This is a genomic window from Clostridiisalibacter paucivorans DSM 22131, assembly GCF_000620125.1.
Taxonomy (GTDB): Bacteria; Bacillota; Clostridia; order Tissierellales; family Clostridiisalibacteraceae; genus Clostridiisalibacter; species Clostridiisalibacter paucivorans.
This window is the reverse complement of sequence record NZ_JHVL01000066.1, coordinates 1-12,437: the sequence shown is the minus strand read 5'-3', so window position 1 is coordinate 12,437 and position 12,437 is coordinate 1. Positions and strand designations below refer to the sequence as shown.

At 32.1% G+C, this 12,437-nt stretch carries 14 protein-coding genes; all 14 read left to right on the top strand.

Annotation, left to right across the window (positions count from 1 at the left end):
• Positions 1 to 294 precede the first annotated feature (294 nt).
• The 14 genes from Q326_RS0113935 to Q326_RS18580 all read left to right on the top strand — a co-directional run bounded on the left by Q326_RS0113935 (position 295) and on the right by Q326_RS18580 (position 12,050).
• The gene (locus Q326_RS0113935) at positions 295 to 477 is read left to right on the top strand and encodes a hypothetical protein (protein WP_026895939.1); all 183 of its coding nucleotides are present in this window, start codon (positions 295 to 297) and stop codon (positions 475 to 477) included.
• Between the two features lie 38 nt (positions 478 to 515).
• A complete protein-coding gene (locus Q326_RS0113930; RefSeq protein ID WP_026895938.1) occupies positions 516 to 1,739 on the top strand; it encodes a CpaE/TadZ family protein in 1,224 nt (407 codons plus the stop codon).
• Between the two features lie 121 nt (positions 1,740 to 1,860).
• The gene (locus Q326_RS18055) at positions 1,861 to 2,694 is read left to right on the top strand and encodes a M23 family metallopeptidase (RefSeq protein WP_051531511.1); all 834 of its coding nucleotides are present in this window, start codon (positions 1,861 to 1,863) and stop codon (positions 2,692 to 2,694) included.
• The gene (locus tag Q326_RS0113920) at positions 2,695 to 3,432 is read left to right on the top strand and encodes an SAF domain-containing protein (RefSeq protein ID WP_026895937.1); all 738 of its coding nucleotides are present in this window, start codon (positions 2,695 to 2,697) and stop codon (positions 3,430 to 3,432) included.
• On the top strand, positions 3,425 to 4,699 hold the full coding sequence (locus Q326_RS0113915) for an ATPase, T2SS/T4P/T4SS family (protein WP_026895936.1): 1,275 nt from the start codon (positions 3,425 to 3,427) through the stop codon (positions 4,697 to 4,699). Before Q326_RS0113920 ends, Q326_RS0113915 begins: the two co-directional genes overlap by 8 nt.
• Positions 4,696 to 5,625, top strand: coding sequence for a type II secretion system F family protein (locus Q326_RS0113910; protein ID WP_026895935.1), 930 nt, complete (start codon positions 4,696 to 4,698; stop codon positions 5,623 to 5,625). Before Q326_RS0113915 ends, Q326_RS0113910 begins: the two co-directional genes overlap by 4 nt.
• A 17-nt stretch (positions 5,626 to 5,642) precedes the next feature.
• Positions 5,643 to 6,728: a hypothetical protein gene (locus Q326_RS0113905; RefSeq protein ID WP_026895934.1), complete on the top strand. Its 1,086-nt coding sequence runs from the start codon at positions 5,643 to 5,645 to the stop codon at positions 6,726 to 6,728.
• Between the two features lie 21 nt (positions 6,729 to 6,749).
• Positions 6,750 to 6,974, top strand: coding sequence for a hypothetical protein (locus Q326_RS0113900; protein WP_026895933.1), 225 nt, complete (start codon positions 6,750 to 6,752; stop codon positions 6,972 to 6,974).
• On the top strand, positions 6,952 to 7,359 hold the full coding sequence (locus Q326_RS0113895) for a hypothetical protein (RefSeq protein ID WP_026895932.1): 408 nt from the start codon (positions 6,952 to 6,954) through the stop codon (positions 7,357 to 7,359). Before Q326_RS0113900 ends, Q326_RS0113895 begins: the two co-directional genes overlap by 23 nt.
• 15 nt (positions 7,360 to 7,374) lie before the next feature.
• Positions 7,375 to 7,833 (top strand): hypothetical protein, encoded by a 459-nt coding sequence (locus Q326_RS0113890; protein WP_026895931.1) that lies wholly within the window; start codon positions 7,375 to 7,377, stop codon positions 7,831 to 7,833.
• A 77-nt stretch (positions 7,834 to 7,910) separates the two neighbouring features.
• Positions 7,911 to 9,767, top strand: a complete 1,857-nt coding sequence (locus Q326_RS0113885) for a DEAD/DEAH box helicase (protein ID WP_026895930.1) — start codon at positions 7,911 to 7,913, stop codon at positions 9,765 to 9,767.
• Positions 9,768 to 10,187, top strand: a complete 420-nt coding sequence (locus tag Q326_RS0113880) for a hypothetical protein (RefSeq protein WP_026895929.1) — start codon at positions 9,768 to 9,770, stop codon at positions 10,185 to 10,187.
• Between the two features lie 293 nt (positions 10,188 to 10,480).
• A complete protein-coding gene (locus Q326_RS0113875; protein ID WP_026895928.1) occupies positions 10,481 to 10,780 on the top strand; it encodes a hypothetical protein in 300 nt (99 codons plus the stop codon).
• A gap of 1 nt (position 10,781) precedes the next feature.
• Entirely contained in the window at positions 10,782 to 12,050 is a 1,269-nt protein-coding gene (locus tag Q326_RS18580; RefSeq protein ID WP_156936319.1) for an RNA-guided endonuclease InsQ/TnpB family protein, read from the top strand.
• Positions 12,051 to 12,437: the final 387 nt, after the last annotated feature.

Sequence of the window (12,437 nt, the reverse complement as noted above, 5' to 3'; positions counted from 1 at the left end):
TTATTATAGCTCTTATTTTTCATATAGATTGTCATCCTTTCTTTACTCACAATTATTATAACATCTATATGACAACTATTCTAACACAGGGGGGAAATACTTGAAGAAATTAACAAACAAAATAATAGTCAAAAATTAAATAACAGAGACTCAGAACTTTTACATGAAAATGAACATATTGAAAGACTAGGAGAAGAAATCTCGAAGAATATTGAAGGAAATAAACAAGATACAATTAATTCAAACATAATTCAAAATGTTAATCATAATGTAGTAATACAAAATGCTAGAGAATTGGATAATAGATTTAATAAGGAATATGGAGAGAAAAACAATCAAATATTCTTTGAAAATTTAATAAAAAAATATGGTGCAGAAAATGTAAAATTCGAAATGCAAGGCATGAAGAATCAAGATGTTCGAAATCCTAAAGGCTTACTTATTACAAGATTGAAAAATAATCATAAAAGTGAATAAATAAGTAAGTAAGGGTCAAGATTTAAGAGGTGATTCAAATGAGAATTATAGATGGAAGCATTTCTAAATACATTAAAAATATTATTCAAAAAGAAAAGGGACTTCAAATAGTAAGCAAGGCTGAAAATTTAGATATGCTTTTAGATTATGTAGATTTAGATGAACCAGATCTAATAATAATTTCTAAGGATTTAGATTCTAATCCTCAGGGAGAGAATTTGTTAAAAAAAGTTAGAGAAATACGAAAAAACAGACCATTACTAGACATTTTAATTCTTGTAGATAAATACAACAAGAGATTTTTTCAAAAATTAGTAAATTTAGGAATATACAGTATAATCATATATGATGATATAGAAGCTGAACTTATAAAAGAAATAAAAAACCCAAGTAGTGAATTTGATTTTCAAAGATATGAACAAGAGTCAGAGAAGAGGGAATATATAAATAAAGTAACTAAGGGCTTTAAAAGAGTTATAGCAATTTATTCAGCTGGTACAACTGGAAAGAGCTTTGTATCAAGCAATTTAGCATATACTGTTGCTGGACAACGTATAAAAACGGCGTTAATAGATGGTGACTTAGAAAACAGAGCATTATCATATTATTTTTACAATCCTGATGAAACAAAACAAAATGCAATAAAAGAACTTATTGAAAATCAAAATTTAAGTTATTTAGATGATTTACAGTATAGATTACTGAATGATAATCTTAGGATATTAACTAACAAAAAATATAATGAAGGTTTTGAAAAAATATTTATAAAAAGAGATAAAGGAAAATTTATGGCTATTATAGACTACCTTAGAAGTGAAAATGAGGTAGTCTTTATCGATACAAATAAAAATCTAGATGATGAAATAACCAAAAATGTATTAAATTTAGCAGATACTATTCTTTTAGTACAAGACTTAGATTATAAATCTATGGAAGAAAATAAAATAGTATTAAAGAAAATGGAAAGTATGAATATACCTTTAAAAAAAATAGTATTGGTAATAAACAAATATTTAGAAAACAAAGAATTTACACCAAAGAAAATAGAAAAATATTTCAACCATAAATTTGCAGGGATAACAACAATCCCACAAGATACAGAGATAGCTATAAAAAATATTAGATACGGAAAACCAGCTGTGGCATTAAAGGGATGCAGTGAAGAAATGATAGAAAGTTTTTACGATTTATCTAGATTTTGCTATGGAATAGAGAAATTTGAGAAGAAAGGGGGGGTATTATCGAAGATATTAGGAGTATAATAAAAAATTCAGAGGAAAAATATAAAAAGAAAAAAAAAAGATTTTCAAAAATCTTTTAGCTAAGTATAAATGGGCTATTATTGTAAGTAGCCTATTTTTTATACTTATAATATTAATACCTATGATGTTTTTAGTAATATCTGGTGGTGATGATTCAACAGAGCAAGATGTACTAATCATACATACAGCCAAAGAAGATATGATAGATGCAGCACTAAGATGCGAAAAGAAATTTGGTGGAAACTGGATAAAACATCTGACTTCATACCTGGTATCCATAGATTTTCAATTTGATGAGTTCAGTTCATCAGAAATGGTGGATTTTGCAGAACTATATGAGAAATTAGGAAGAGAAGAGGTCCTAGGAAAGACAAAATACAAAACATACAAAGATATCAAAAAATACTACTACATGATATATGACGATTTAGCAGAAATAGAAGAGGACGAAGAAGGCAAAGAAATAATAGAATATCATGGATACTATCCTATCCCAAGAGGATATGACTATATCCACAATGATGACTTTGGAGCAGGACGAACCTTTGGAGGAGATAGACATCACAAAGGAAACGACATCATGGCAAAACGAGGTACTCCATTGGTAGCAGTTACATCGGGGATAGTAGAAAGGATAGGATGGGAAAGGCTAGGAGGATGGAGAATAGGCATCAGAGATTCAAACAATAGATATTGGTACTATGCCCATATGGAAGAATACGAAAGAGGGATAGACAGGGGAGATAGAATCAAAGCAGGAGATATCATAGGATATATGGGTGACAGTGGATATGGACCCGAGGGGACTACAGGAAAATTTGCTACCCACCTTCATATACAGATAGGAGTAGAGTTTCCAGGAGAAAAAGAAATAGCATATATAAACCCCTATGGCATATTGAAATTTCTAGAAAAGAATAAAATAACCCTTGAAGAGGAGGAGGAAGATAAATAAATGGAAATAATAAAAAAAATAAATGAAAAAGTATCAAAGCTCATGTTATTAGCCCTCTCTATCCTAGTGATAGGAGGGCTAATAACATACTATCAAACCAAAATAGAAAAATTAGTAATCCCTGAAAAAATTATAGTGGTGAAATCCCAAAATGATATAAAAAGAGGAGAAATAATTCAAGGAAAAGACCTAGAGGAAGTTGAGATATATGTACCAGATAGACATCCCAAAGCTATAGGAGATATGTCAGAAGCCATAGGAAAAGTAGCAATCACAGACATAGTAGAAGATAGGGCAATCTTGAAAAATGAATTGATGGAAAAGGACAAGTGGTTTCAAGAAGACGAAAGACTACTTGGAATCAAATTCAATGATTTCACAGACATGATTGGAGGCGATGCACAGCCAGGAGATGTAGTAGATGTGATGGTTTCATACCCTAGAAAAGAAATGCCCAATGGAGAAATATCCATCAAACCACCAGAATTAGTAGTGGGACAAATTAGGATAGTTCAAATTTTTGACACAAATAATGTATCATTCGTAGATACAAAAGAAAAAGCATTCAAGCCAATAACAGCACTATTCAAACTAACAAATCAAGAAGAATCAGCCATAGACATAGCACAAAAAAAAGGAAGAATATATCTAAGAAAACATGGCAATCAAATACAAAAAGAAAAGGCAACCAAAAAAAATAAAGTAATGATTCAAGGAGGAATGATGATAGATGAATAGATGGATAGAAAAAGTAAGAGATCATATGAATGAATATCAGTTTGACAGTCCAGAAGAAGATGAAAAACATTCAAGAATGATACTACAATGTTGTAGTGGCAACCAAGAGGCTCAAGAATATGTCATAGACAAAATCAAAGCTATATTGAAAAGATATAGAGCAAAAGATGTGGACCATCTGGCATATGAAATATTCAAAAAAGAATATGGACTATCAATTATACATGATTTAGTAGAAAATAGAGAAAAAAAATATAACAACATAGAATGTATAGACTATGATTGGATAGAAGTAGAAAAAAGTGATGGAACCTGGAAAAAGCTAGATATACAATTTGATAGCGAAGAAGAGTTTGAAATAATAATCAAACGGGCGATACAACACGATAACAAGCCCGATATAAATCGGGAAAATCCATTAGTAGAAAGTAAACTTTTGTCAGGAGCCAGAGTGACCGCAGCACTAAAACCAGCAGGATATAGAAATTATCTTTTTATCAAATTATTTAATTCTTTTTCCCCCACCGAAGAATCATATCTGAAAAACGGAGGAATAAACAAAGAGATTATAAAATTTACAAAAATTTTATTCAAAATCCTGCCTTCCATAGTAATTATAGGCGGCATAAACAGAGGGAAAACCACATTTCTAAAATACCTGGTGGGACTTTTGAATGAAAACCTCAAAATTGGAACTCTAGCATCTGACTTTGAAGCAAAACTTCAAGAGATATATCCTGATAGAAATATAGTCAGTATGCAGGAAACACCAAAATATGGACTTCTGGAAGAATTCAAATGGATGCTTCGGGCAAATAGAGACGTGATCATACTAGAAGAGGCAAGGGGAGCCGAAGTCAAAGAGTCAGCAAAGGCATCAAGAAGAGGAATAGGTTGCACTTTTCTCACTGGCCATGTACTAGATCCTCAATCAGTTCCAGAAGAATTTGCAGAAATGTACCTGGAGGGGGGAATACCTGTAGATATCAATTTTCTGTTGTATAGGTTCGCAAGGGCATTCAATATCACATATAGAATCAGACAGCTAGAAGATGGCAGGAGGATAGTAGACGATATATCAGAGATAGTAGTAGATATAGAAACAAGGACATATAAGAGAAATATACTCTTTTCATGGAATCCCAAAACAGAGATTCATCAAAGGGTAGGAGGGATAGAAGGAGAAGATCTACTGATGAGAATGGAATACTACAATCTGACAGAAGAAGAAAAAAAATACTTAAAAATGATGGGTGATACCAATTGAAAATTTTAGGGGTATTTTTAATAACAATATCAATATTAATTTTCTTTGTAACCGTGATAAAATCAATAAAAGAAAGGCAAAAAATAAGGGGAGATATATTTGAAAAATCAAAGAAATTCTATAAAAAAATAGATGAGATAATAAAAAAAATAAAACCACTAGATAAAATCAAAACAAAACTCCAACTAAAATATGGAGTAATTAACTCAAACACAGAAAATCAAAATAAAATAAAGGCAATAAAAACAATAATATATATATCAATTTTCACTTTATTGTCTATAATAGTAGAATTCAAAATGATGGGGATATGGTATCTAGTTATACCTGTGGCAATAGTCACAATGATATCACCCTATGCATTGTTATTTTTTCTATTGAACATGAAACTATCTAGGCTTCGGGAACAATTTCCCGAAGCAGTAAATATATTCATCACCAAATATACATCCGAAAAAAATAAAGAAAGGGCTCTGCAAAACACATATCTAGAACTACAAAATCCCATCAGATATGAGTTCAGAAGGCTATCCACGATGATAGCAAACCAGAGCAATATCACAAAAGCCATAGCAAACTTTTGTAAAAGAGTAGACTATATTTGGGCTGAAATGTTTGGAGAACTTTTGATACTAAACCACACCATAGCCGAAGATATAGGAGATGAGCTGAACGAATTTTCCCTGCTGATGGCAGAAGACCAAGCATTGGAAACACATAGAAAAACTGAAATAAATGGCACAAAAGCCATAAATATAATAGTAGCAGTGTTTGCAGTATTTGCAGTTCTTTTTAATCTAGTTTTATTTAAATCTGAGGCAGTTAACATCTACTTTGAAAGATATATAGGTATAGCCTCTATTAGTATAGGCATTGTGACTATTGCATTGTCACTATTGGCAACATTCTATATTGAAAAGAATTAGAAGGGTGGTGACAAAGGTTGAAATATGCGTTATTATTGGCAATTTTTCTGATTTTGATAGATATAGCAAAAAGGATAGATTCAAAAAGAGAGAAAATCAGAAAAAAAATAGGAAACGTAAAAAAATCAAGAATTCTAAGGATACTAACACCGAAAAAAGAAATATATAGAAAAAAGGAAAAAGAACTGAAAAAAGCAAGGATAAATCTATCAGTAGAAGGATTCCAATTAGTTAGAATAGCAGTTTTTGTGTTGGTTTCAGTGTTGGTAACAACAGCCTTCTATACAAACTATAGATTCAAAACTAATGAAATTCTAAACAAAAAATCAATAAACATAGATGTGATAAGTTTTCAAAACAAAGAAAAAAATGATGACATATTTCTGAACAAACTAACCAAAGAAGCCTATGAAAAAATAGACTATGAGAAGTTGATTGAAGGGGGTGAATACGAAAAACTTCAAAAACAAATATATAATCTAATCAAAGAAAGTGAGCTCGATAGAGAAAATACTATCAACTATGCAGAGAAGGTGTATCAAAACCTTCTTTTTTTAAACGAAAATAAAATTGGTAAATTTGAAATTCTGATGATAATTCTATTGTCATTTTCTAGTGTGCTTTTTCCAAATATGGTCCTAAGATTTAGGATAGGTAGGACTGAAGAACTGATGGAAAAAGAACTAAACAAACTAGAGATCCTCACTTTATTATTTTTGAAAAAAGATGATATGAATATGTACCAACTGTTGATTAGGCTGAAATCAAAATCAAATGTATTTCGGCCGTATTTGGCAAGTTGCATAAACAATTACCAAAAAAATGGAAGAAAGGCTATGGAGGTGATGCAAAGGGAAGCAGATTACAAACCATTTTCAGATTTCATCAACATACTCAAACAAGGCATAGACACAAATAGAAAGACTACCTTCTCTGTACTAGATATGAGTAGAAGATTGAGAAATGAGCTATACAAACTGATGGTCAAGGAAAAAAATAGGAGCAAAAACAGGAAAATACTCCTGACAAGATTTCCTGTGATTATGGTGGCATTGTATTTATTGATTTTACCGTGGTTGATTATTTTTAGAGAAAATTTTTAATAAAAAAAGGAGAGATAATATATGGATACGGTTGAAAAATTAGGATGGATAGCATTGGTGTTAGTTTTGTTAGTGGCGGTAGCAAATGTGATCATAGAGCCTATATATAGCAAGGCGAAAGATCAACAAAGAGAGATAGATAGTCTAGACTTTGAAGATCCTGCGGATGCATCTTCAATTCAGAAGATAGATCATCATTTGGCAAAAATGGGAGTGAGCATATATGGAGACACTAGAGAAGCTTAGGTGGATGCCAGTTTGGCTGATTATATTTTCACTGATTTTTACAGCAGGGGCGTTTTTTTTCAACCAGTCCCTGCTGACCCATGTAGGTGATGAATACCTACATCAAGCATCTGTAGATGGCAGATTTACCACAGAACAAATTGAAAAACTCATAGAAAAGCTGGACAAAATGGGATTTGACAAAAATAAACTAAATATAGAGATATCCCCCACTGAAGCTCTAGATACAGGGGTATCAAAGGATAGTGATGAATATATTTCACTGTCAATAGAAACAAATAGGGTGGCATATATATCAAAAATATTTGACTTTCTACTACCAGGAGACAATCAAATAGTCTATAGCTACTCAAGAGTAGCAAAGTCAGAAGAATATTTTGATTAGATAGGAGAGATGAGGATGACTACAACACTACAATCAATGTTGAAAGTTGCTTTACTCATGGCATTGATGGTGCTAGTCTTTGACATAGGAAAATCAATATACATCAAGCAGAACTACCAAGGGGGGATAGATTTCTGTGCAAAGGCTGCATCTATGGAAATAGTACGAGATCAAGACTATGCAAATGGCATAGTCAAAATAGACGAAGACAAATCAAAGAATACCTATAGAGAAATGATGCAGAAACAATTTCATATATCACATGAAAAAGTAGAGAAAAACACAATATATGCAGAGCCAATCAACGAAGTACCATATACCTTTGAACACCCCATATCAGGCAAAGAATACACAATCAATGAGCCAATGTTTGTCGTAGTGTATAGAGTGGGAAAAAAAGGTGTGTTCATGAGAAAAAATATATTTATAGATAATCTATCGGGAAGTCGAATTTCTTTAAGAAAGGATAAATAAAAATGTCGAAATATGCGATTTTAAAATAAAGGAATCTCTCTCTTGGAATAGAAATTTTTAGGTAAGGAGGGAGTATTATGTCCTATTTCAAAGAAACAGTACCTTATATTGAGGGAAATAAGAAATTAAGAGATCCACAGGTACAGTCTTATATTAAAATCAAAGAATATTTTGAAGAAAATGACAAAGGAGAGGCTTTAGTAGTTTTGCCTACAGGAACTGGTAAAAGTGGTTTAATATCAATTGCACCATATGGAGTTTGTGATAAAAGAGTTTTAGTTATAACACCAGGTCTAGTAACTAAAAAGAGTGTTATAAAAACATTACATCCATTAGAAGATAATTTTTGGCTTGAATATGATGTGTTATTTGATCCACAAGATTTGCCTGTTGTAGTAGAATATGAGCCTGATATGTTAAAAAGTAGCTTGGAAAATTCTCATTTTGTAATAGCTAATGTGCATAAGCTATATAAGAATAGTGAAAATTCATTATTAAAAGCAGTTGAACCAGACTTTTTTGATTTAATAATAGTTGATGAGGCACACCATTCTATCGCAGATACATGGCAAGACGCATTGAAATATTTTAAAGATGCTAAAAAACTTCATTTAACAGGCACACCATATAGAGGTGACGGAAGAGAAATTCCTGGGGAGGAAATACATAAAACTAGCTTGTCAGAGGTAATGGCTTCAAAATATGTAAAATGGTTGAGAAAAGTAACAGTGAAAAATTCACAAATGTATTTTACTATTCAAGGTGATGATAAAAAATATTCTAAAGATGAAATAATAAAAATTAAAGACAAAGAATGGCTAGAAAAAAGTGTAGCATTATCTGAAGAATGCTCTAACGAAGTAATACAAGAGAGTATAGTTAAGCTAGATGACTTAAGGAGATTATCACCTGATGTAAATCATAAAATATTAGCAGTTGCATGTAGTATAAAACATGCAGAGGATATTGCTAGATGGTATAGATCTAAAGGGAAAAAAGTAACTATAGTCCATAGTAAATTAGAGAAGAAACAACTAGATGAAAATATGCTTAAAGTAGAACGACATGAGTGTGATGTTGTAGTGTCTGTAAATATGTTAATGGAAGGATATGATCATAAATATCTTTCTATATTAGCAATATTTAGACCGTATAGAAGTAAAAACGCTTTTGCACAAGTAGTAGGAAGAGTCTTAAGGGTTATACCAGAAAAAGAGATTACAGATTTTGCTATAGACAATAATGCTTTTGTAATTTATCATGAAGATACTGGACTAGATAAAATGTGGGAATTTTTTCGGAAAGAGATTGAAAGGAGTAAAAAAGTTAAAATCATAAGGGATTATACTTTTAGTGAAAGGGAATATGAAGAAAGAAATACAATATACGGAGATGTAGAAGCAGACGAATATTATTTAGGGAGTACAGAGTCATATCTCAATGATATAGATTTCAACCAAATGTTTGAAGATGCAAGAAATAAGATAGAATTAGAAGTTGATGAAAAATTGAAATCCTCAGGATTATTAGAAAATGGCTTAAATGACAAAGATATAGAAGATATAAAAGCAATTCTTAAAAGAAAAGCCTATGGAGAAGAAAAAGAAAAAATAGATGAATTACTGATTGAGAAAAGACCTGAATTAGCAAGAAAGAAGATAAGAGAGTCTTTAGTAAAAGATGCAAATGAAGCGGCACAACTTATCTTGGAAAAGAAAGGCATAGACCCTAAAAGTAATTCATTATATTTCAAATTTAAGAGAATACTTCCAAGACTAACTAGGAAAACTAATAATGATGGCATACTTGTTTGGTATATAAATAGTCGAGTCAGAAGAAGATATGGAACTGTAAATGAAAGAGAACCGCAACAATTATTAAATTCCCAAAGATATATGACTCAAATAGTAGAGGAATTAGAAAGGATGATATAAGTGATTAGTAAAATTGTAAAGGATAATTTAGAAAAATTGATAAACATAATGCTTACAGATGGAGTACAACCATCTGATATGGCTAATAGCATATTTGACACTAGTTATGAAAAAATTAAATTTCATAAAAAAGATGATTTTGTAATAGGAGAGTTCATGTTTTCGGATGAAGATAGTAGTTCTGTCAAGATGATATATGTATATAGCCAAAAAGATAGAAAATTATTAAAAATTGAAGAAGAATCAAAAGAAAATAAATTGGTGCTATGGGATAGAGAATTGAGAAAAGAAGAATTGTTGGATAGAGTAGTAGAATTGATCAGTGAACACTATTCAAGGGATGAATCAGAGAAATTTTTAGAAAAACTTCCTAAAAATTTGAGAAATAAAGCTAAGAAAAAATATATGAATATAATATAATTCCCAATTAAAAAAATATTTGCCATTTTTCAAAAAAAGTGCTATACTAAATGCAAATCAGAAATAGAAAAGTAAAAATCGCCATGGCTTGAAGATGTTGGCGCATCTCCAGGCTCATGCAGGTGAACACCCACCTACACGAAGGGCATATAGCCCCCACGACGACTATATGAATTATACTATTTTTTTTGAATATAGTCAATGTGGACAAATCTAGAATATATCGTACGTGTGTAGGAGCCCTGCATGCGTACTTTTTTATTTCTCCATTTTCAAAAAAAGGAGAGATTTGCATGTTTATTTTAGAAATAGCTGAAAATTTTGAAACCTCTATGCTAAAAAGGCTAGAGAGAAAAAAAGAATATGTAGATATGCTAGAAAAAAGCAAAAGTAACTACACTATACTAGAGAACACTATAGAAGATATATCCGATGAAAATCTACGGGAAAAGCTGAATGCACTACTGAAGGCATATATAGACTCAGAGGACGATAGAGCTGCTATGACCACAGAACACAGCTTCAAATCGGGAGTATTACTGGGATACAGCCTTTTCCACATGGAAGAAACCTTGAAAAAAGGTGGTATATGATATGATGACCAAAAGTGTGAAAATCAAACTAGGAACCCCAATAGATTCAAACTGGAATACTGTCAGAAAAATACTGGCAGATTTGAGATACAATTCAAGCAAGATGTTGAATTTTTCAATACAGCAGTGCTACCAATGGATGATATATAGAAACGAATATAGAGAAAAATATGGCAAATATCCTAGAGCAAAGGATATATATGGGTATAGCCATAGGAACCATATATATCGACAGGCTGCTGAGATATTTCCCATATTTAATCGGGGCAATATCTCCCAGACTGTGGGTATGGCTACTAGCAGATGGTCTTCTGACCAAAAGGATGTCATGAGCCTGAGAAAATCCATCCCTAGCTATAGACTCCAGGCACCGATATATATAGCCAATCAGAGCTACACCATATCTAGAACTGAGAATGGCTTGGTTGTGGATTGTAGTCTGGTATCAAAAAAATATGCAAAGGAAGAAACAAACGACAAAACAAGATATCGGATCTCTTTGGTGGTGAAAGACAATTCCACAGAAACTATTTTGGATAGAATAGTTTCTGGAGAATATAGTCAGGGATATGGTCAGATAGTCAAAGATAGACGAAAAGAAAAATGGTATTTATTGGTAGCATATAGATTTGAACCAAAAAAAACAAAAGAAACGGGCAGAATTCTGGGCATAGACCTAGGGATAGTCTATCCTCTGTATATGGCGTTGAATGATTCGCACCACCGATATAGAATAGATGGTGGAGAGATAGAACATTTTCGTAGAAATATAGAGAAACGAAAAAATCAATTGCTAGACCAGGGGAAATATTGCGGAGATGGAAGAAGAGGACACGGTATTCGGACCCGCATAGCACCTATAGAATTTGCCAGGGAAAAAATAAAAAATTTTCGAAACACAACAAACCACAAATATAGCAAATTTGTGGTAGATATAGCTCAGAAACATGATGTTGAGACTATTCAGCTAGAAAAACTAGATGGTATCAGTGAGGATTCAACATTTCTCAAAAACTGGAGCTACTATGACCTACAACAAAAAATCCAGTACAAGGCACAAGAAAAGGGCATCAAGGTAGCATATATAGACCCTAGATACACTAGTCAGCGGTGTTCCCGATGTGGAAATATATCCAGAGAAAACAGACAAGACCAACAGAGATTCAGATGCACAAAATGTGGATTTTCGGCAAACGCCGACTATAACGCCGCTAAAAATATAAGCACTCAAAACATAGAAAAAATAATAGAAGAAGAATTGAAAAAATAAATAAAAATATTGGGCTTGTTCGGACGCCTATAGTCGAGAAGTAGCTATCAGACTTGAATACTAAGCGGGCCAACACTCGACAAGTGGACTTGACCACACCTGGGATTGTATCCCACAAATCCTCAAAATGTCGTCGACCTATAGTAGTGCAAAAACCCCTGTAGGTCGACGACAAGCCCAAACCCTCTACAAACATGGAAAAATAAAGGTTTCGTAATAATATAGCAAAAAAAAGAGCAAAAAAAACAATATTCCATAAAAAGACAAATGGCTAAACAACTGACTTCTACGGGTATAGAAAGAAAGTATGAGGATTTGGAACAAAATAATTTTGAGTATTACAGCAAAATTATTGATAGTGTATAGAAAGAAAGTATGAGGATTTGG